The organism is Rhizobium sp. R86522, assembly GCF_042466255.1.
Classification (GTDB): Bacteria; Pseudomonadota; Alphaproteobacteria; order Rhizobiales; family Rhizobiaceae; genus Allorhizobium.
The window spans coordinates 307107-328962 of record NZ_JAXHBX010000001.1; the positions used below are offsets into that span (position 1 = coordinate 307107).

15 protein-coding genes are annotated in these 21856 nt (G+C 62.1%); 8 read left to right on the forward strand and 7 right to left on the reverse strand.

The annotated features are described in order from the left end of the window. The first annotated feature begins 79 nt into the window (after nt 1-79). Entirely contained in the window at nt 80-1654 is a 1575-nt protein-coding gene (locus SJY08_RS01450; protein ID WP_377278436.1) for a proton-conducting transporter membrane subunit, read from the forward strand. 5 nt (nt 1655-1659) lie between these two features. Continuing rightward, entirely contained in the window at nt 1660-4074 is a 2415-nt protein-coding gene (locus SJY08_RS01455) for a YbcC family protein (RefSeq protein ID WP_377274377.1), read from the forward strand. A gap of 51 nt (nt 4075-4125) precedes the next feature. Here the strand turns inward: SJY08_RS01455 and SJY08_RS01460 are convergent, their stop codons facing one another. The 7 genes from SJY08_RS01460 to SJY08_RS01490 all read right to left on the reverse strand — a co-directional run bounded on the left by SJY08_RS01460 (nt 4126) and on the right by SJY08_RS01490 (nt 12394). After that, nucleotides 4126-5259 carry a glycoside hydrolase family 105 protein gene (locus SJY08_RS01460; protein WP_377274379.1) on the reverse strand — a complete coding sequence of 378 codons (1134 nt, stop codon included), beginning with the start codon at nt 5257-5259 and terminating at the stop codon, nt 4126-4128. A 6-nt stretch (nt 5260-5265) separates the two neighbouring features. Further along, nucleotides 5266-6777 (reverse strand): glycoside hydrolase family 28 protein, encoded by a 1512-nt coding sequence (locus tag SJY08_RS01465; protein WP_377274381.1) that lies wholly within the window; start codon nt 6775-6777, stop codon nt 5266-5268. Nucleotides 6778-6788: 11 nt separating this feature from the next. Further along, nucleotides 6789-8045: an ABC transporter substrate-binding protein gene (locus tag SJY08_RS01470; protein ID WP_377274383.1), complete on the reverse strand. Its 1257-nt coding sequence runs from the start codon at nt 8043-8045 to the stop codon at nt 6789-6791. 33 nt (nt 8046-8078) lie between these two features. Further along, entirely contained in the window at nt 8079-9191 is a 1113-nt protein-coding gene (locus SJY08_RS01475; RefSeq protein ID WP_054147885.1) for an ABC transporter ATP-binding protein, read from the reverse strand. 4 nt (nt 9192-9195) lie between these two features. Then, nucleotides 9196-9972, reverse strand: a complete 777-nt coding sequence (locus SJY08_RS01480; RefSeq protein WP_348625547.1) for a carbohydrate ABC transporter permease — start codon at nt 9970-9972, stop codon at nt 9196-9198. A 134-nt stretch (nt 9973-10106) separates the two neighbouring features. Continuing rightward, nucleotides 10107-10991 (reverse strand): carbohydrate ABC transporter permease, encoded by an 885-nt coding sequence (locus tag SJY08_RS01485; protein WP_054147887.1) that lies wholly within the window; start codon nt 10989-10991, stop codon nt 10107-10109. After that, nucleotides 10988-12394, reverse strand: coding sequence for an alpha-galactosidase (locus SJY08_RS01490; protein ID WP_377274388.1), 1407 nt, complete (start codon nt 12392-12394; stop codon nt 10988-10990). Before SJY08_RS01490 ends, SJY08_RS01485 begins: the two co-directional genes overlap by 4 nt. A gap of 166 nt (nt 12395-12560) precedes the next feature. Here SJY08_RS01490 and SJY08_RS01495 point away from each other — a divergent pair, with 166 nt between their 5' ends. The 6 genes from SJY08_RS01495 to SJY08_RS01520 all read left to right on the forward strand — a co-directional run bounded on the left by SJY08_RS01495 (nt 12561) and on the right by SJY08_RS01520 (nt 21779). Further along, nucleotides 12561-13472, forward strand: coding sequence for an AraC family transcriptional regulator (locus tag SJY08_RS01495; RefSeq protein ID WP_054147889.1), 912 nt, complete (start codon nt 12561-12563; stop codon nt 13470-13472). Nucleotides 13473-13604: 132 nt separating this feature from the next. After that, on the forward strand, nt 13605-14447 hold the full coding sequence (gene kduI, locus SJY08_RS01500) for a 5-dehydro-4-deoxy-D-glucuronate isomerase (RefSeq protein WP_054147890.1): 843 nt from the start codon (nt 13605-13607) through the stop codon (nt 14445-14447). A 267-nt stretch (nt 14448-14714) separates the two neighbouring features. Beyond that, nucleotides 14715-17258: a methyl-accepting chemotaxis protein gene (locus SJY08_RS01505; RefSeq protein ID WP_054148010.1), complete on the forward strand. Its 2544-nt coding sequence runs from the start codon at nt 14715-14717 to the stop codon at nt 17256-17258. Between the two features lie 191 nt (nt 17259-17449). Next, a complete protein-coding gene (locus SJY08_RS01510) occupies nt 17450-19222 on the forward strand; it encodes an ATP-binding protein (RefSeq protein WP_377278439.1) in 1773 nt (590 codons plus the stop codon). After that, nucleotides 19219-20562, forward strand: a complete 1344-nt coding sequence (locus SJY08_RS01515) for a sigma-54 dependent transcriptional regulator (protein WP_153762849.1) — start codon at nt 19219-19221, stop codon at nt 20560-20562. The genes SJY08_RS01510 and SJY08_RS01515 overlap by 4 nt, the downstream gene beginning before the upstream one ends. Before the next feature lie 239 nt (nt 20563-20801). Further along, entirely contained in the window at nt 20802-21779 is a 978-nt protein-coding gene (locus tag SJY08_RS01520; protein ID WP_377274391.1) for a TAXI family TRAP transporter solute-binding subunit, read from the forward strand. Nucleotides 21780-21856: the final 77 nt, after the last annotated feature.

Here is a 21856-nt window from a genome sequence, read left to right on the forward strand (position 1 = left end):
GCCACTGATAACAGGTCCGTGAGATCGCCGCTGCCTCCTCCCAAGCAGCGGCCCAGACCGGAGACATCACGTGATCCACATGTTGCCGCTTCTTGCACCGCTGCTACTTGCCGGTGCCTCGCTCTATGCCTTTCAGGCGCCCGGCCTTCGCCCGCGTCAGGCGATCCGCATTGCCGAACTCGCGGCTCTCGGTTCGATCCTCGTCGCCGTGCTTTCCGCTGTCGTGCTGGTGCTGCAGGGGCCGGGCACGAGCCCGGCGATTGGATTTAGCTACTTTGCGCTTGCGTCACGGCTTGACCTTGTCAGCTTGGTGATGCTGCTGCTCGTATCCTTCATCGGCTGGGTGGTGCTGCGTTATGCCGGCACCTTCCTCGACGGGGAAGAGCGGCAGGGCCCGTTCACCGGCTGGATGACGGCAACACTTGGCGCCGTCCTTCTGCTCGTCCAGTCGGGCACGCTGCTGCAGCTCGTCGTCGGCTGGGTCGCCACCAGCCTGCTCCTGCATCAGCTGTTGCTCTTCTATCCTGAGCGGATCGTCGCCCAGCGCGCGGCGCGTAAGAAGTTCATCGTCTCGCGTATCGGTGATGCCGCCCTGATCGGTGCCGTCATTCTTCTCGCCATTTCCTTCGGAACCGGTGACATCGCGACCATTCTCGCCGCGGCCCGCGAGGGCGAGGGGTTGCCGCTGACAATCGCATCCGCCGCCCTGTTCGCCCTTGCTGCGCTTCTGAAGTCTGCGCAGTTCCCGACCCATGGCTGGCTAACCGAAGTGATGGAAACGCCGACCCCGGTTTCGGCTCTGCTGCATGCCGGCGTCGTCAATGCCGGCGGCTTCCTCTTGATCCGCTTTGCCGATGTCATGCTGCAGGCGCCGGTGGTGCTTGCGGTGCTGGTCATGGTCGGCGGCTTCACGGCGCTGTTCGGAAGTCTCGTGATGCTCACCCAGTCGGCGGTTAAGACCTCGCTCGCCTGGTCCACTGTCGCGCAGATGGGCTTCATGATCCTGCAATGTGGCCTGGCACTGTTCCCGATTGCGCTTCTGCACATCGTCGCCCATTCGCTCTACAAGGCACATGCCTTCCTCGCCTCCGGCTCGGCCATCGAAACGGTTGCCTCGATTAAGCGCCCCGGTCCGGTCGCGATCCCCAATGCCAAGGCCGTTGGCCGCGCCTTCCTGCTGGCATTGACGATCTATGCCGTGATCGGCCTGCTTTTCGGCTTTGCCGACAAGCCGCCGCAGGCGCTCGCGCTTGGGGCGATCCTGATCTTCGGCGTCGCTTACTTGATCGCTCAAGGGTTGGCGGATGCGGCTCCCCGGGCGCTGACCTGGCGAACCTCGCTCTACTCGATCTCGGCGGCGACGGCCTACTTCGCCCTGCAGCGCATTTCCGACAGTCTGATGCTTGGTACCTTGCCGGCGACCCCACAGCCCGGGCCGCTTGAGTGGACGCTGATGCTGCTCGCCGTCGTCACCTTCGGCGTGGTGGCGGTCGCCCAGTCGCTCTTCCCGCTCTGGGCCTATCATCCGGCGGCGGCAGGCCTCAGGGTCCATCTGGCCAACGGCCTCTATGTCAATGCCCTCTTCGATCGCCTGCTCGGTGGCTGGACGCTTCCGCGCACCACCTCCGCAACGCCTGCTTCAGTGAAGGAGTGAACCCGATGACCGAGATGACCACAGTGGACACCCTGCATGGTGAAGCACTCGTGCTGGCGGCGGATCAGGCCGTGCGGGCCATCCCGCCGGCCTGGCCGCTGACAGCGACCGTTGCCGTCAACCCCTTCCTAGGCCAGATCACCGAGACGCTCGACCAGACGGCGGCCCGGCTCGCCCGGATCAGTGGCGTCAGGCTGGCATTGCCGCGCAAGCATTATGCCGACCAGATCGCCAAGGGCGAGATCACGGATGAGGATCTGGTTGCAGCGCTCCAGTCGAGCGCGCTTTTCAACCGCATCGACCTGCCGGCGCTCAAGGCTGCCGTTGGAGAGGAGCTGCAGCCGGTTGTGGCACTCCCGACGATCGCGGAGCTTGCCGCGCGGGCCACGGGCAAGGATTGGCCGGGCCTCGTCTCCGAGCGCATCGGCACCTTTGCGGCCGGTTTCTTCGATCAGGGGCAGGCCCTTTGGGCCGCTTCCCGGCGTAACGGGCTCTATGCCGCCTGGCGCGCCTTTGCGACCCACGACCTGACGCCGGAAATCCTGGGCCTGAAAGGCTTCAGCATCCATGTCGACGAAACGCCGGAGACACCATATGCGGCGATCGAACGGGCGGCTGTCTCCCTCGGCCTTGGTGCCGAGCCCGGCACCTATTTCCATCAGCTCCTGTTGACCGTCGGGGGCTGGGCGCAATTCGCGCGCCACATCCAGTTCAAGGCCGAGGTCGAGGGGCGCACGGATACAACGGCGCTGGAACTGCTGGCGATCCGGCTGGTGTTCGAAGAGGCGCTCTATGCGCGTCACAAGACGGATATCGAGAGCGAGTGGCAGCAGGTGCGGCGCGCCCATGTCGAGCCGGTCAGCCCGGATTTCGATACCGTCATCGACGGGTTGCTGCAGGTCGCTGCCGAGCGCGCAGCACAGCGGAAGCTCGCGGCCACGCTTGCTGCACCCTCATCGATCAAGGTTGCCGAGTTGCGGCCAGTCCTGCAGGCGGCCTTCTGCATCGACGTGCGCTCGGAAGTCTTCCGCCGCGCGCTCGAAAGCGTTGATCCTGCTGTTCGCACACTCGGCTTTGCCGGCTTCTTTGGTCTGGGTGCAAGCCATAAGGGCTTTGCCTCCGACGTATCAGAGCATCGCTTGCCGGTTCTCCTGAAGCCTTCCGTCTTCAGCTGCAGCGCCGTCGATCACGATGAGGATGCCGATCAGCAGGCGCGGTTCAGCGCCCGTGCCACTCGCGCCTGGGGCCGTTTCAAGCTGGCCGCCGTTTCCTCTTTCGCCTTCGTCGAGGCGATGGGCCCCGTCTATGCCGGCAAGCTGATGCGCGACGCTCTCGGTTTCGGCAAGGGCAAGGGTCCGGATGCGGCCAAGCCGCGCTTTGCCCCGAGCCTTGATCTCGACACGCGGGCGGTGGTTGCTGAAACCGTGCTCAAGGCCATGTCGCTCACCGAAGGTTTCGGCCGCTTCGTGCTGATCTCCGGTCATGGCGCGAATGTGGTCAACAACCCCTATGCCAGCGCCCTTCACTGCGGCGCCTGTGGCGGCTATGCGGGCGACGTCAACGCGCGTCTTCTGGCCGATCTGCTGAACGACCGGGCCGTGCGCGAGAAGCTGGCGTTGAACGGGATCACCATCCCGACCGATACCGTCTTCCTCGGCGGCCTGCATGATACGACGACAGATACGGTGACGCTGTTCGAAGGCGACCTGGAGAACGACCTCGCAGCGGAGGATATCGTTCGCATCCGGCAGTGGCTTGCCCAGGCCGGCCGCCTGACGCGCGCCGAGCGGGCGCGGCGTCTGCCTCGGGCTTCAGCGGAGAGCGTCATCGAGCGCAGTCGGGATTGGTCTGAAGTCCGGCCCGAGCTCGGGCTCGCGGGCTGTCGCGCCTTCATCGCGGCACCGCGCACAAGGACGGCAGGCCGGTCGCTGGAAGGTCAGGCCTTCCTGCATGACTATGTCTGGAAGAAGGACGAGGGCTTCAAGATCCTCGAACTGATCCTGACGGCCCCCGTCGTCGTTGCGAGCTGGATCAGCCTGCAGTATTTCGGCTCGTCGGTTGCGCCGTCGCTCTTTGGTGCTGGCAACAAGCTGTTGCACAATGTCGTCGGTGGCATCGGCGTCGTCGAGGGCAATGGTGGCAATATGCGGGCCGGGCTCCCCTGGCAGTCGGTCCACGACGGGGAGAATTTCGTCCACGAGCCACTGCGTCTGACGGTTGCCGTCGAGGCGCCCAAGGAGGCGATCGCCGACATCCTTAAGCGGCATGCCCAGGTGCGCGCCCTGTTCGACAATGGCTGGCTGCATCTCTTCACGCTCGACGAGCAGGGTCAGATGGCCTGGCGCTATGCCGGCAATCTCGGTTGGACGGATGTCCGTCCGGGTGCGGCATCGGATGTCGAGCAGAAGGCTGCGAGTTGAGCTTCAAGACAGGACCGTCGGCTCCCCCGCCGGCGGTCCATATGCTCCGCGTCAGACGGCGTTCACCGCCGGCGGTCGCCATCCCTCGCCTTTTTGGGCAAGGGCGGTGCCTTTTGCGAGCAGACGCTCGGCCTCAGCCATCATCAGCGGAGCAACACCCTTGATGTCGTCGGGGCGGATGGCTTCGGTGAGGTAATAGGCAACGCTGCCATCGCGATAGATACCGTGGAAGGGGCCGAGGCCCGCGACACAGCAGACATTCTGCAACTGCCGCCGCCCGCCCTCGACAGGTCTGACTTCGAGATCTGCAAGTGCTTGAAGCGCTGACCGCCCAAGGGCCGCATGTCGGTCGATGCCGAGGCGCTCGGACTTCTGCAGGGCGTAGGCGAACATGGCCGTTGCCGAACTTTCGGGGTAGTTGTCCCTCGTATCTGGCGCATCGATCACCTGCAGCCAGCGATGATCCTTTGTCACCAGGGCGGCGAGCCGATCGTTAAGCGCTGCCAACCGCGCCGACAGGTCGCGGCGTATATCGCCCTCCGGCAGATGCTCGATCACGTCGACAAAGGCCATTGCCAGCCAGCCGATGGAACGGGCCCAATGCGCCGGCGACAGGCCGGTATTGGGATCGGCCCAGTCCTGCAGCCGCGACTCGTCGTAACCGTGGCGATAGAGGCCGGAGGCTGTGTCGAAAGTCAGGTCGAGCGCCGTGTTGAACTGGGCGATAGCGTCGTCCATGAGGCTTTGATCACCCAATGCCAGGCCAAGCTCGACCTTGAACGGCATGGCCATATAGAGGCCATCCAGCCAGACCTGATGCGGGTAGCGCAGCTTGTGCCAATAGGGGCCGCTTGCGATGCGGGGATGATGGGTCAACTGGCGACCGAGCTGTCGTGCTGCATCCAGATAGCTGGCCTGGCCGGTCAGCCGGTGGAGGTAAAGCAGTGCATGTCCAGGTTGAATGTTGTCGATGTTGAATTCGGTGATCCTGTAGTCGGCAAGACCGCCGTCGGCATCCACCTGGGCGTCGACCAGACGGGTCAGGTGGTCGAGCCAGCGCCGGTCCTCCGTCGCTTCGTGCAGCGTGATGAGGCCACGATAGAGGCAGCCGTCCTCATAACACCAGGCACCTGCCTTGTAGGGTTCGTAGTCGCGGGCGTAGTCGTCGAAATAGGAAATTAGCATCGGTCTTCATGGGTCCGGGTGAATGGAAGCGGGTGAGAGGCGCGTCAGACGACTGAACCTCGTGTTTTCGGCAATGATGCCGGCATGGCGCAGCTCCGGCAGATGACAGGCCATCTCCGGCACGGCGGGTTTTGCATCGGCGCTATATGCGATGCGCATACCGTCGATCGACACTGCGTCGATCGTCGATTCCGGAAGCCCGTAGAAGACGGCTGCCGCCGTTTCGGCGCCTGAAACCTCGAGATTGCGGATGTCGATCCCCTCGATCTTCGGCGTGGTGGCCGAGACGGGCAGGGCGGCGCGGGATTGGACGTAGTCGGAGCGGCCATCAGCATCGCAGAAGTAGAAGGCGTTGACGGCGATCGGGGTCGCGACATCCTGCATGCGGCAGTCATGGACACGGATGTTGGAGACGCTACCGCCACGGCCACGCCGGGTCTTGATGCGCAGGCCCCGGTCCGTGCCGATGAAATGACAGCGACTGATCGTGACGTCGCTGATCCCCTGGCTCATCTCGCTGCCCATGACCACGGCACCATGGCCACGCTGCATCAGGCAGTTGCGGATCTCGACATTGCGGGTCGGCCGATCCGGGCCGCCGCGCGGATCGCGCTTGCCGGCCTTGATCGCCACGCAATCGTCGCCGACGGAAATGTCGAGGCCAACAAGGCGAATGTTTTGGCTGGATTCAGGGTTCAGCCCGTCCGTATTGGGCGAGTCCGGGTGGTTGCGGATCGTCAGTCCCGCCGCGAGAACATCCTCGCAAAGCACCGGATGCACGGTCCAGGAGGGGGAATTCTGAACGGTGATGCCGGCCAAAGTCAGATCGCGGCAGCCCGACAGGAAGATCGTGCGCGGGCGCCGGGCTCCGTCGCGGGTTTCCTTCGGCCAGGTCCACCAGTCGCCGCGATCGCCGCCGCCGTCAACGATACCCTTGCCGCAGATCGTCAGGTTGTCGCAATCGATGGCGTTGAGGAGGCTGGCGAAGCAGGCCTCCGCAACTCCTTCCCAGGTGCCGAGCACGCGTCCGTCCGGATGCCGGGCGGATAGAACCGGGCGTCCCTCGCGTGTGCCGATGTCCTGCAGAACCGCGCCGTCCTCGATCAGCAGCGTCATGTCACTCTTCAGGAAAAGCGGGCCTGAAGTCCAGGAGCCGGCGGGCAGCCGGAGTGTTCCACCCGCCGGCACCGCAGCGATCGCGGACTGGATCGCCGAGGTATTATCGAGGCTGTTAGGGCTTGCGCCGTGGTCGCGGATATCGACCAGGGCCGGCTCGTCGGCTGTTCGGAAGGTCGTCCCACCGATCGCCGTCGAGAAGCGGTACTCGCTCTCCGATTCGAGACCGTCGAGGGACAGCACGACCGAGGTCGCGCTGCCGGTCTTGACCGTCGTGCCGTCTCCCAGCTGCAGCACCCAGGGCAACACCCGGTCGAGAGCGAACAGATGTGCGTCTGCCTCGATCGTGAGGGTTGCTGTCCTAGAAGTCCGGTGCAGCAGCTGGATAGGGCCGTCGGTCAAGATCGTCCTCCTCAGATGCCGGTCAGCGCGCTGTTGATGCCGTCGATGATCTCGGCGGCGGCGTCTTCGGCCGAAGCCTGGCCATAGGCGAAGGCTTCGAAGGTGCTGTCGAAGACATCTGTCACGCGCGGATGCTCGTTGAGCGGCGAGACGCCGACGCCAGCGCCTTCCAGCACGATCTTGTTGGCTTCGACCTGAACCGTCTTGATCGAGCCTGCCTTGGTCAGTTCGTCGAGCGCGATCTTGCTCGAGGGTACGCCACGGGTTGCTCCGAGGATCTTGATGGCTTCCGGATCGTTCAGCAGGCAGTTGACGATTTCGGCTGCCGCCTTCGGCTCCTTGCTGTTCTTCGAGATGGCGAAGAGCATGGAGGGCTTGCGGTAAACACCTTCGGTTGTTGCGCCTTCGACCTGAAGGAGCTTGACCGGCACGAGTTGCTGGCCGTCTTCCATCGGACCGGCGATCTTGCCGTAGGTGCTGTCCCACTGATAGGTGCCGGCGATCTTGCCGCTGGCCCAGGCCGGGTTTTCATGCAGTGGCGCATTGCCTCCGGCGGCGACGTCCTTCCAGGACTTGATGACACCCTGGTCGACCATGGTCTGGTAGAATTTCAGGCCATCGGCCAGCTCTTCTACCGTCCAGGCGACCTGGTTGGTGGCGGGATCGATCAGGTCCTTGCCGGTCTTCTGGGTGGTGCGCAGGATCACGACCAGACGGGCATCGAGGGCTGTGCCTTCGAAGGGATAGTAATCCTGGCCGAGCTTTTCCTTCATGACCGGGGCTGCGGCGAGCAGTTCGTCCCAGGTGGTGGGGATGGCAAGGCTCGCCTTGTCATAGGTGGTCTTGTTGAACATGAAGACGCGACCGGTGGTCGAGACCGGCAGGCCGTTCAGCTTGCCGTCAACGCTGCCGCTCTTCAGATCCGCCTCTGCCCATTGGCTGAGGTCTATGACGTCCTTGAACTGGTTGAGATCGACGAAACCGTCGCCGTTCTTCGAGAAGATCGGCAGCCAGGGCCAGTTGATCTGCATGATGTCGGCTTCGGTGCGACCGGCGAGCTGGGTGGTGATCTTCTCCTGGTGGCCGGTCCAACCGGTGAATTCCGGCGAGATGGTATGGCCGAACTTTCCGCCGCAGAGCTTCAAGGCTTCCTGCGTTGCGATATGACGATCGTCGCTGCCCCACCAGGACATGCGAAGATCGGCAGCATAGGCAGTGCTCAGGCTGGTTGCCGCAAGAAGTGCGGCGGTCATGATCAAGGTTCTCATTCTGGCTCCTCCCAAGTTAGAACGATGACGGCTTCAGTCGGCGAGCGAGATGTTCTCGCCCGTCATTCGGTTGAAGATGTGCGTGGACCGGATATCCGGGCTCAGCCAGACGCGGTCGTCGCGGATGGCGGACCGGTCATATTGGCTGGAGGGCACGACGGCGATGAGACGTTCGCCGCCGATATCCACGTAGAGATAGACTTCGTGGCCCATGAACTCGACATGACTGATGCGCCCCGACAGCGTGCCCGGGGTCTCGGGTGGCGTGATGCGCAAGTGCTGCGGGCGAATGCCGATCGTCACTTCGCGTGGGGCGTCGGTGTGCAACCGCTCGCTGAGGCCGTTGACGATGGAGAGTGTCTGCCCGGCCGTGACGAGTTCGCCGTTTCCAGAGAGCTCAGCCGAGATCAGGTTCATTTCCGGGCTGCCTATGAAGCCTGCGACAAAGGCGTTGGCCGGGCGATTGTAAAGGGTGACAGGATCGGCCACCTGCATGATGTGGCCGTCCTTCATGACACAGATCCGGTCGCCCATGGTCATGGCCTCGGTCTGGTCGTGAGTGACATAAATGACGGTCGCCGCCATGCCGTCGGCCTTCAACTGCTTGTGCAGATCGGTGATGCGCACGCGCATGGAGGCGCGCAGCTTGGCATCAAGGTTGGAGAGTGGCTCGTCGAAGAGGAAGACCTGCGGCTTCTTGATTAGCGCACGCCCGACGGCGACGCGCTGGGCCTGGCCGCCGGAGAGCTGCTTCGGCAGGCGGTCGAGCAGGGCGCCGATCTCCAGCGTGCCCGCCACCTTGTCAGTCGCCTCGTCGATTTCCGCCTGCGGGCGGCGCTTGAGGCGCATGGAGAAGGAGAGGTTTTTCTTCACCTTCATATGCGGATAGAGCGCGTAGTTCTGGAAGACCATGGAGATACCCCGATCGCCGGGGGCTCTGTCGTTGACAAGCTCTCCGCCGATGCGGATTTCGCCACCTGTGATCCGTTCGAGGCCGGCGATCATGCGCAGCGTTGTCGACTTGGCGCAGCCGGAGGGGCCGACCAGGACCATGAACTCGCCGTCTTCGACTTCGAGGTTGATGCCATGCACAGCACGGAAGGCGCCATAGTCTTTTTCGAGGTTTTTCAGTTGCAACCGGGCCATGAGCTTATCCCTTGATGCCGCCGGCGGAGATGCCGTCGATGAAGTATTTCTGGGCGAGGAAGAAGACGGTGAGAGCGGGCAGAAGTGTCAGCACCGACATCGCCAGCACCCGGTTCCATTCGAAGGCCTCTGTCGTGTCGATCGAGAGCTTCAGCGCCAGGGAAACGGGGAACTTGTCGACCGAGGATATGTAGATCAGCGGTCCCAGAAAATCGTTCATCGTCCACATGAACTGGAAGAGGCAGACCGAAATCAGGGCCGGCATCAGCAGCGGAATGACGATGAAGACCAGCACCTGCCAGGTATTGGCGCCGTCGACGCGCGCTGCTTCCTCCATGTCACGAGGAATGGCGCGCAGGAACTGCACCAGCATGAAGACGAAGAAGGCGTCGCCGGCGAAGGCGGAGGGGACCCAGAGCGGCAGATAGGTATCCAGCCAGCCGAGATCGCGGAACAGCAGGTACTGCGGAATGCGGGTGACGACATTCGGCAGGAGTAGCGTCGCGATCAGGGTTGCGAAGAGCAGCTTCTTGAACGGAAAATCGAAGCGGGCGAAGCCATAGGCGACAGCGGTGCAGGATATCGCCGTGCCGATGATCTTCGGCAGCACGATCCAGAGCGTGTTCAGGAAGAAGGTACCGAAGGTGTAGGGCGTCGAGGTCTGCCAGCCCCTGATATAACCATCCGCCGTCGGGTTGTCCGGCCAGAAACCCGGGTTGGCGAAAATCTCCGAATTGGTCTTGAACGAAGCGCCGATCAGCCAGACCAGCGGATAGAGCATGATGAGGCCGACCAGTGTCAAAAGGGCATAACGGAACACGGTAGTCAGCTTCTGTCGGCGCAGATCGCGGCGATTGATTTTGTCGACTTCGTCGATGTCTGCGGTCACGTGGGGGAGGGCGTGGTCTGTCATGATCAGCTCCGCTTGTCGCCGGCGTAGTAGACCCAGTGGCGCGAGGACCAGAAGGCAATAAGGGTGAGCGCCATGATGATGAGGAAGAGCACCCAGGCGATGGCCGAGGCATAGCCCATGTCGAAGCGCAGGAAGGCCTCGTCATAAATGTAGATCGGCAGGAAATAGGTGGCTTTCAGCGGGCCGCCCTGTGTGATGATGTAGGGGCCGTTGAACTCCTGGAAGGCCTGGACCATCTGCATGATCAGGTTGAAGAATATGACAGGCGTGATCAGCGGCAGGGTGATGTAGACGAAGCTCTTCCACTTGCCGGCACCGTCGATCGCGGCGGCCTCGTAAAGGCTCTTGTCGATGCTTTGGAGTGCGGCGAGGAAGATCACCATGGCCGAGCCGAACTGCCATACGCGCAGCAGGGTGATCGTGAACATGGCATTGGTCGGGTCGCCGAACCAGTTGATCGGTTCGATGCCGATTGTTGCGAGACCCATGTTGATCAGGCCGACATCGGCGAACATGTAGCGCCATAGAACGGCAATGGCGATCGAGCCACCAAGGATCGAGGGCACGTAGAAGGCCGTGCGGTAGAGATTGATGAACTTCAGCTTGTAGTTCAGGATCACCGCAATGAAGAGTGCAAAACACAGCTCCAGCGGCACCGTGACAAAGACATAGAACAGGGTGACGCTGAGCGACTTGATGAAGGTACGATCGCTCGTGAAGAGCCTGATGTAGTTGTCCAGGCCGGTAAAGATCGGCGCGCTCATCAGATTGTAGTCGGTGAAGCTCAGGTAGAGCGAGATGACGAAGGGCAGCGCCGTGAAGATGAGCAACCCGATGATGTAGGGCGCCAGATAGAAGAGCCCGAGATAACGGCTGTCTCCGCTCATGCTGCACCTCCTGCTTTGGCCAAGGTTTCGGGCAGACGATGCTGGGTGGCGGCGACCATTTCGCGGAAGAGGCGGGTTGCCTTTTCCTGTGAAAGAGCGGCGACGAGCGGATCCGAGACAAAGAGCGGCAAGAGCGCGTCGACATCGTCAGCCAGTACCGCCTCGACAAGCGCGGTTTGCCGGTCGGCATGGGGGCGGGCGAGCAGCTCGAGTGCCTGCGGCAATCGTCCGGCAACGATGGGCTGGATGCCGAGTGCACTGAAGCGGGCGTTTGTTTCGACGATCGTGCCCTCTGCAAAGCCGGCGAGTTGCCCCCGGTTCGGCAGGTTGACGTTGCTCACATGCTCGGGGCCGCCCATCAGAGCCTTGATCTGCTCGACGATGGCTTCATCCGAGGCGCGGGCTGGCGGCAGGTCGGCGCCCTTGTCCAGAGCATCGGCATAATAGACCTTTTCCTTTCGCTCGCGCATGCGGAACTCCACCGGGGTCAGGCCGAATTTCCATGCGGCGTGATCATCGAGATACCACGACTGGGGCAGGAACTCGACGAGATGGCGGTCGCCGGCAGCTGCCGCTATGCCGAAGCGAAGCGAGAGATCGAACTTCACGAGGAAGCTGTCGGTGAAGTAGCGATCGTGTTCGTTTGCAGGATCTAGCGGCGACTCCCGCCAGCCGGTCGCATGATGCTCTCTCGCGAAATCGAGATAGGCCGGCATCATGTCGATACCGCCAACAGCGGCCCGATCAACGAAGGTGAAGTGGTTGATGCCGAGCACGTTCACCTTGGCATCGCGGTAGCCGTAGAGCACGTCGCCTGCCTGGCGGTTGGCGAGGTAGGCCATGATCTTGCGGGTCTTGATGACCTCGTGGCAGGACCCCCAGGCACGGATCTCCGTAAAGACCGCGTAGAGCGTACCCGTTAACACGGACATCGGGTTGGTCAGGTTGCAGACATAGGCTTCAGGGCAATGGCGGGCGATGGCGCGGCCGATTTCGGCGATCATCGGGATCGCCCGCATGGCGCGGATGAAGCCGCCGGGGCCGACTGTGTCCCCGACCGACTGGTGGATGCCATAGCGCTCGGGGATAGCAATGTCGTTCGCCATGTCCTCGAAGGAGCCCGGCAGGATCGAGATGATGACGATGTCTGCACCGGTGAGGGCGGCTTCAAGCGTGCGTTCTGCCGTATAGGTGACGGGCGCCCCGGCCTCGCTGCGGGCGGCATAGCGGGTGCCGATACGGGCGTTGCGCTCGGCGGCCGCATGGTCGAGGTCATAGAGCCGGACTGTCGCCGGCACCGTTCCATCCTGGGCGAGGTCGCCCATCAGTTTCGTCGCCCAGTTGAGCGAGCCGCCGCCGATATAGGCGATGGTGACGGGGCGCGTGTATTCCGTTTTCTGCATCGCAATATGCAGGGTGGACGATGCGTCGACCGGCTACCTCCGTGGCCCGTCTCGCCGTCTACCCTCCTCCTCCTGATATCCTCCCCGGTCTTCCCAAGTCGACCGGTCCTGTGTCTAATATCTCTTTAGACGTCTCGCGCGGAAATCGACAAATAGGGGAAAAATGATGGACGAAACTGAAGGTAGCGTTCTCAGCGGCATTCCGATGCAGGCGCTGGCGCTCAACCTGACACGTTCGACCATACGCATGCAGCATTCGCAGACCTGGTCGATCGACAAATCGAACCGGGTGCATGATCTCGTGATCTGTCTGAGCGGTCGCGGGATCTATGAAGTCGAGGGGAAGACGGTGGAGATGGAGCCGGGTTCGGCGATGCTTTTGCCGGCCGATACGCGGTTCGTCGGGCGGTCGGCTTCGGTTGAGCCCTATACCGGGGTTGCGCAGCATTTCACGCTGGATCTCTTCGGTCGCCTCGACCTCATCGCCCAGATGGATCTCGCCTTGTCGGTGAAGCTCGCGCGTTGGGACATGCTGGAAAAAGTGGTCCGGCACTTTCGCGAGACGGCGCCGCCCTATTCGACGAGCCTGCAGCAGCAGCATGTCTTCATGTTCCTGCTGATCGAATATATCGAGCAGGCCTTCATCGGTTGGCGTGAGCAGTCGGTCGGGACGGTCGCCAATCCCGACCAGCTGTCGCTGGCGATCATGGTCGCCGCCAGCCAGATTGCCGCCGATCCGCTGAACGAGGCGATCACCGCCCAGGTTCTTGCGGCAGCACCCTACAATCCGGATTATTTCAAGCGCGAATTCCGCAAGCGCGTCGGCTGGACCATGGACAAGTTCCAGGAGTTCAAGCGCATGGAGCGCGCCATGGGGTTGCTAGCCGGTGGATGCACGGTGAAGCGGGCGGCCGCTCTCTCCGGCTATGCGGACGCCTATTACTTCTCTCGCATGTTCAAGCGCTATATCGGGATCAGTCCGCAGGGATACAGGGACGCCGAACGGCGCAATCGGGAGGGCGCCTTTCCCAGGGGCGAAGAGGATGGCCAGGTGGCCTATCCGTTGCCGCGTGGCTGACAACCTGTCTTATGACTTTCTCATGGCGCACACACAGTCCGCTGTCGCGTGTCGCCTGATGAACGATTTTCTCCCTTGCCGCGCGATGCACAACATGTATGATAACTTCACATAACATGTATGGGAGGAATGATGTCGCACACCGATTTTACCAATCGCTTCGCCATCGATCCGTTGACCGCTGCCGGTTTCGGCACGGATGAATTGCGTTCGAATTTTTTGCTGCCGCCGCTCTTCGTGCCGGGCCGCATCCAGCTTCACTATACGAACTACGATCGCATGATCGTCGGTGGGGCCGTGCCGCTCGCCTTGGAACTGCCGCTCGAAACGATCAAGCCGGCTGGTACGCCGGAGCTTCTCGCGCGTCGTGAGATGATCGCCGTCAATATCGGCGGGGCAGGCGTCGTGACGGTTGACGGAGAACGGTTCGAAGCCGGCACCCGGGACATGGTGTATGCCGGTATGGGGTCGTCGGTCAGTTTCGCCTCCATCTCGGCTGATGAGCCAGCAAAGTTCTACCTGCTCAGTGCTCCGGCACATACTCGCCATCCGGCCCGCCACATCGGTATCGGTGACGCCAAGCGACTCGATCTCGGCGCGCAGGAAACCAGCAACGAGCGCTCGATCTTCCAGTTCGTTCATCCCGAAGGCGTGAAGACCTGCCAGTTGGTGGTCGGGATGACGAGTTTGGCCAAGGGATCGGTCTGGAACACCATGCCCTGCCACATCCATGACCGGCGTATGGAGGTCTATCTCTATTTCGACATGGCGGAGAAGACCCGTGTCTTCCATCTGTTCGGCGAACCGGACGAGACGCGGCATATCATCATGAAGAACGAAGAGGCTGTCCTTTCCCCCGGCTGGTCGATCCATTCCGGGGCCGGCACGGCGAATTATTCGTTCATCTGGGCCATGGCCGGCGACAATGTCGACTATACCGATGTCGATGCGGTCGCCATCGAGGATATGCGCTGACATCCTCCTCTTATGGTCGGGAGACAGGCTTAAGTTGGGGCATGCGGGATCATCCATCTCGTGTGCCCCTCATTGTGTGCTCAATCTCTATTTTTGGTTGTGGTCTGGCGGGTCGTTCGGATCGGTCTCCAGCACTGCCCATGCGCCAATCTGAGCGGTCTTATTAAACTCATATTAGTCTTCCTTGCCCATGCTCCGTCCGATTCAGACATGGACTTCGACGACAGCAAACTTTGCTCGTCGCCGATGTCGGAGGAGACCAAGACCGTGTTCATTGACCGTATATTGTCGCGCTTTAACATCCAGACGAAGGTGCTGATTTTCATTCTGCCTTTCGTCATCAGCATTTCCGCCGTCGGCTTTACCGGGCTCTATGCATCGGGACTGCTGCAGGGCCGCATCGAAATCTCGAACAGCGTACTCCAGTCCTTAAGCGGTTTCCGCGACGTCTCCGCCTCCATGAGCAGCTTTCTCGCCAATACGACCGAAGAGGCCAAGGCTGATCTGACTGGTCGCCTCGAGCAGCAGCGACGTGATCTGGACAGCACGCTTGCGCAGCTTGCTCCCGACGCCGATGGTCGTGGTGAACTCGAAGAGGCCGGCAAGCTGATCGATCAGGTCTTTGTCCATATCGACGATCTCTGGAGGCTCCATGCGTCCGAGACCGCCCTTGTCGAGACCCTGCAGAAGGGTGGCAAACAGGTCGTCGTCGCTCAGGGACGCGTCACGGCCGCCATGGCCACCATGGAGCGCGCTGTGCAGGCGGATGATGCATCGGCCAAGACCATGCTGCGAGACGCCGAAAGCATCCGCAGCACCGGTACCTTTCTGACGGAAACCAATTCCGCCTTCACCAAGGCCAAGACGCCGGATGAGAAATTCGCCGTTATCGGGGAGCGTATCGACGAAATTATTGCCCGCCAGCAGGTGCTGGTGGAGGTGCTGCCGAAGGCGAACCTGTCGGCCGCCAAGACGCTGGAAAAGATCGGCGGTGACCTCAAGGCAGCGCTTGCCACCAATGACAAGTCCGAGGATGCTCTCAAGAGAATGGCCGGTCAGCTGCGCAATTTCACGCAGCTCAACGCCTATCTCGGCCTCGCAGCACAGCAGAAGATGAAGGAAGCGACGATCAAGTTCGGCGAACTCGATGCGCCGCTTGCCAAGGCCCAGGCCGTCATCGAAGACGGGCGACAGGTCATGGCCGCCGGCTACGCCGTGCAGATCATGATGGCCCGTTTCCTGCTGGAGCCGACCGAGCAGAACCGCATGCTGCTGGAGCAGCAGTTCAACGCGGTGAAGAAGTTCCTTGGCGCACTGGACAAGACCGCTGCGGATCAGCCGATCCTGATGCAGGTGAAGAAGGATCTCGGCCCCGCTGTCGATACGATGATTGGCGCGAGTGCTGAACTCGTAAAGGTGAGCCAGGAACGGAAGGCAAGCTTCGAAGAGGCGGCCGCTGACCTCAACATCATCTGGCAGCAACTCACGACCTTCGCCGAAATGCAGAAGGTTTCGGCTGGGCAGGAACGTCAGGAAGCCAACTCGATTTCCATCAGCGCAACGGCACTCGGCATCCTGATCTCCATCTTCGCCGGCATCGGGCTTGTCATGACCTTCAAGGGGCCGATCGGCCAGATCACTGGCGCCATGCGTCGCCTGGCCGAAGGCGTTCTCGATACGAAGATCAACGGCGAAGCCCGTGTTGACGAGATCGGCGAGATGGCCCGTGCGCTCGGCGTCTTCAAGCAGAACGCACTCTCGAAGATCGAAATCGAGAGCCGCAGCGAAGCCGAGCGCGCTCAGGCGGAGGACGAGCGTCGTCGCAACGATCTCGAAAAGCAGGAGATCGATCGCCAGATCGACTTCGCCGTCAATGCGCTGGCCACCGGTCTCGGCCGTCTCGCCAAGGGCGACATCTCCGAAACCATCGACACGCCGTTCCACGGCCGTCTCGAGCAGTTGCGCAACGATTTCAACCAGTCGCTCGAGCACCTGCAGGATACGATGACGCAGATCCGCTCGAACACCTACATGATCCAGCGCAACGCCGCCGAGATGAGCAGTGCAGCCGACCAACTCGCCAAGCGCACCGAGCAGCAGGCGGCCTCGCTCGAGGAGACGGCCGCTGCCGTCGACGAGATCACGGTGACCGTCAAGTCGTCTGCGGAGCGGGCCGAGGAAGTGAACAACATCGTCGCTGATACCAAGGGCCGCGCGGACACTTCGTCGACGGTTGTCGGAAACGCCATCGACGCCATGGGCCGGATTGAAGATGCCTCGGGCCAGATCGTCCAGATCATCGACGTGATCGACGAGATCGCCTTCCAGACCAACCTGCTGGCGCTCAATGCCGGCATTGAAGCAGCGCGTGCGGGCGAAGCCGGCAAGGGCTTTGCTGTCGTCGCCCAGGAAGTGCGCGAGCTCGCACAGCGATCGGCGGGGGCTGCCCAGCAGATCAAGGACCTGATCCACAAGTCGAGCACGGAAGTCTCTTCCGGCGCCAAGCTGGTCCAGCAGACGGGTTCTGTGCTCGCCGAGATCTCGGCCAACATCATCACCGTCGCCGACCGCGTCTCGGTTATCGCCATGGCCAGCCGCGACCAGTCGAATGCGCTGGCCGAGGTCAACTCTTCCGTCAACGAGATGGACCAGATGACCCAGCGCAATGCCGCGATGGTGGAGGAAACCAATGCCGCGACCCGTCAACTAGCCGACGAGGCGGATGCGCTGATGCAGCTTGTCAACCAGTTCAAGCTGGCTCCCGAAGGCCGCCGTCAGCAGGCCACGCACACGCAGCATCGCGCCGCCTGATTGCCGTCGATCGCTGCAAGATCATGAGCCGCCGTTCCCTGTGGGTCGGCGGCTTTTTTGCGAGCAGACAGTCGCGCGTGCAAGCCGGCTTGGAAAGCTGCAGCCGGGCAGTTATCCTCGGGACGATGAGGAGCGCGCATTTGACGATCGGAATGGTACCACCCGCACGGCGATTGGCTGTGGCCCGGCGCATGATCATTGCGCTTGTCCTCGTATTGCTTGCCGCGAGCCTGGCGCTGATGACTGTCGGCAATCGGTTGATGACGCGCAAGGTCATGGACGAAGCGTCGCTACAGGCCAACAGTGCGCTGCGCCTGGCGACTTCGGCGCTATCGGGCCATCTCAGCCGCTATGAGACCCTGCCAGCGTTGATCGCCGACCATGACGACATGAAGGAGCTTGTGCTGGACCCGGGCAATCCGGCCCTTCGCGATGCGACCAATCGCTATCTCAAGGATATCAACACGCTACTCGAATCCTCCGATATCTATGTGATGACGATGGATGGAAACACGATCGCGGCCAGCAATTTCGACGGTGAGGCGAGCTTCGTCGGCGAGAATTTCAGTTATCGCCCCTATTTTTTCGAAGCGGCTGCGGGCAAGCAGGCGCGTTTCTACGCGCTTGGCACGACATCGGCCAAGCGCGGCTACTATTTCTCCTCGCCGATCGAAGTGAATGGTGCAGTTCGCGGCGTCATCGCCTTCAAGGTCGACATCGAAGACATCGAAACGTCCTGGCGCGGCGGCGAATACAAGATCCTGGTGCATGATCCCGAGGGGATCATCTTCATGACCGGCAATCCGGAATGGCTTTATGCCTCGGTGCTGCCGCTGACACCCGAACGTCTTGAACGTACCTCGGCCTCGCGGCGGTACTCGGACGCCGTCCTGCGGGACCTGCCGATCAAGCGTGGCGCACTCGACGATCATGTGTTGATGACCATCAACCAGAGCGATGGAAATCGCGAATATCTCGTCCTGCAACACTATATGCCGGATGCCGACTGGACCGTGAAAGTGCTTTTCGACACCGGCACGATCCACGCCCAGGCGCGAACCATGCTGGTCGCCATCCTGCTGTTTCTCTGCCTCTTCGTTCTTGGGCTCGCCGTTGTCATCCAGCGTCGCGCACGGCTGCAGGAGCGGATGCACATGCAGATCGAGGCGCAGGCCGAACTGGAGAGGCGGGTCGAGGAACGCACGGCCGATCTCGCGCGCGTCAACCTGCAACTGCGTCAGACCCAGGCCGATCTCATCCAGGCTGGCAAGCTCGCCGGTCTCGGCCAGATGTCGGCGGCTCTGTCGCATGAGTTCAACCAGCCGCTCGCCGCCGCCAAGACCTATGCCGACAGCGCAACGATGTTGATCGATCGCAACAGGATATCAGAGGCACGCGACAATCTCGGGCGCATTTCCAGCCTGATCGACCGCATGGCCTCGATCTCGCGTCACCTGCGCAACTTTGCCCGCAAGCCGAACGAGAAGCTTGGCCCGATCTCTGTCGAAGAGGTGGTCCGCGAGACGCTTGAAATCGTCTCGGCCCGCCTCGGAACCGCCGATGCCAGCCTGTCTCTCAGTTTCGAGCCCGATCTGCCGGCCGTGCAGGGCGGCCCCGTGCGTCTGCAGCAGGTTCTGGTCAACATCCTCACCAATGCCTGCGATGCCGTAGAGGGGTTGGAGGACCGCAAGGTCGAGCTTTCGGCGCGGAGCACACAGGGACGCGTGGTGATCGAGATCGCAGACCGCGGCCCGGGCGTCCCGCCGGCGATCGTCGAGCGCATCTTTGATCCCTTCTTCACCACCAAGGGCGTGGGCAAGGGGCTTGGTCTCGGTCTTTCCATTTCCTACAATATCATCAAGGATTTCGGCGGTAGCCTGACAGTCGGCAAACGGGAAGGCGGCGGCGCGTTGTTTCGGATCGAACTCCTCCAAGCGGAAGCATTGAACGAGGCAGCGGAATGAATTCGGGACAGGTCTTGCTCGTCGATGACGAGGAGGAGCTGCGCTTCTCCACCAGTCAGGCGCTCGAACTGCACGGCCTGCAGGTCAAGGCCTTCGCCTCCGGAGAGGAAATCCTCTCGCGGGTCGGCTTCGGTTTCGATGGCGTGGTCGTGAGTGACATCCGCATGCCGGGCATGGACGGGATGACGCTTCTCCACCGCATCCGCGAACTCGATCACGAGATCCCCGTCATTCTCGTGACCGGACATGGCGAGGTGCAGCTTGCCGTCAAGGCGATGCGTGAAGGCGCCTATGACTTCATCGAGAAGCCGTTTGCCAGCCAGGCGCTCGCCGGTGTCGTGCGACATGCACTCGACCGCCGGTCGCTGGTGCTTGAGAACCGGCGTCTGAGGGCGGTCGCGGGCAAGCGCGACGATATCGAGACGCGGCTTCCGGGGCGCACGCCCGTCATGGTCGACCTGCGATACCGTGTCCGCGCCATCGGCGCCACCGAGGCGGATGCACTGATCATTGGCGAGACGGGTGCTGGCAAGGAGGTTGTGGCACGCAGCCTGCACGATGTCAGTGCGCGGTCAAAAGGACCCTTCATTGCGATCAACTGCGCCTCGCTGCCGGAGACGCTTATCGAGAGCGAGCTCTTCGGCCATGAGGCGGGAGCCTTTCCAGGCGCGATCCGTGCGCGCTACGGCAAGTTCGAGCATGGTCGCGGCGGGACGATCCTGCTCGACGAAATCGGCTCCATGCCCTTCGACCTGCAGGCGAAGTTCCTGCGTGTCTTGCAGGAGCGGACCATCACCCGGCTCGGGTCCAACGAGACCGTGCCGCTCGACGTCCGCTTCCTGGCCACCAGCAAGGTCGACCTCGAAAGCGAGGTGGCTGCCGGGCGGTTTCGCGCCGATCTCTTCTACCGGCTGAACGTCGCGACGCTCAGGGTGCCGTCGCTTTCGCAGCGACGGGCAGATATTCCGCTCCTTTTCCTGCATCTGGTGCGCGAAGCATCTGCGCGGTACGGTCGCGATGACATGGAGGTTGAGCCGGAGATCCTGTCCGAAATCGCCGAGCGCGACTGGCCGGGCAATGTGCGCGAGCTGAGGAATGCTGCCGATCGTCTCGTGCTCGGCATTGAAACTGGGCTCGACGTCGCGACCGATCCTGATGCCGCGGCCACACGTCTTGCCGAGAAGGTGGCAGCCTATGAAAAGCAATTGATCGCCAGCGCGATTGCAGCCCATGGGGGTGCGTTGAAGCCTGTCTATGAACAGCTCGGCATCTCGCGAAAGACGCTCTACGAGAAGATGCAGAAACACGGGTTGGACAAGAATCTGGCTATCGACGGCTGAGGCTGAGGCCAAGATCGGTTCGGTTCCCGTCTGTGGGGACAATCAATGGGTGGCTTTCCACCCATGGACTCTTCGAAATGTTACGATTTCCCCCCATGGGCGGCGTGAAAAGCGTCGGGCGCGGGTGAGGGGCGACCACGCCACGTTGCCTCCGGCTTAAGCCGGCGCTTAGCTCGCGGAAGGTCCGGCCCAGAGGAGGCGTCGGACTCTGTCACGTCATAACATGTAGGGAGGACTTCATGAAAAAGTTCATGATCGCTATGGCTGGGGCCATGGTACTGACGTTTGCTGCATCCGCGTCGGCTCAGGACAAGGCCGATTGGCCAGGTAGCATGACTATTGGCACCGCCAGCCAGGGCGGCACCTACTTCATTTACGGCACGGGTCTTGCCGGCCTGATCACGGAAAAGCTGGGTGTGAACGCATCCGCTGAAGTCACCGGCGGTCCTGTGCAGAATGCAACGCTTATCGAGACCGGCGACCACCTGATGGGTCTCGTGACCATGGGCCCGGCTTATGAAGCCTGGACCGGCAACAGCGAGCTCGCACCGGGCGTCGAACACAAGAACCTGCGCGCCCTGTTCCCGATGTACCAGACCCCGTTCCAGGTCGTTGCACTGAAGTCGTCGGGCATCACCTCCGTGGCTGACCTCGATGGCAAGCGCGTGTCGGTCGGCCCTGCCGGCGGCACTGCCGCGACCTACTGGCCGCGTTACTTCGAAAGCGTTGGCGTGAAGCCGGTCATCTCGTTCTCGGGTGCAAACGATGCGACGAGCCAGGTCAAGGATGGTTTGATCGACGCCTTCGCCTTTGCCGCTGGCGTTCCGATTTCGGCCTTCGCGCAGATCGCGGCTGAAAACGATGTCAACATCTTCGGCTTCAATGCAGACGAGCAGAAGAAGATCCTCGACGCCATGCCGGAACTGGCAGCCTTCGAGGTGCCCGGCGGTCTCTACCAGGGCTTCCCCGATCCGCAGAGCACCGTCAGCCTCTGGAACTTCGCGGTCGCCAATGCCGAAATGCCTGAGACTCTCGCTTACGAGATCACCAAGCTGGTGATGGAAAACAACGAACGCATGGTGCAGATCCATGCCACGGCCTCCGAGACCATTTCCGCGAACATCGAGAAGAACACCTTCTTGCCGTTCCACCCGGGTTCGGTGCGCTACTTCGAAGAAAAAGGCATCACCATTCCCGATGCTCTGAAGGGCCAGTAAAGCCCGGAACCTGCGCCTCGCAGTGCAGGCAATTGGCGGCAGCTCTGGCTGCCGCCGTCCTTCGTGCAAGATCCGGC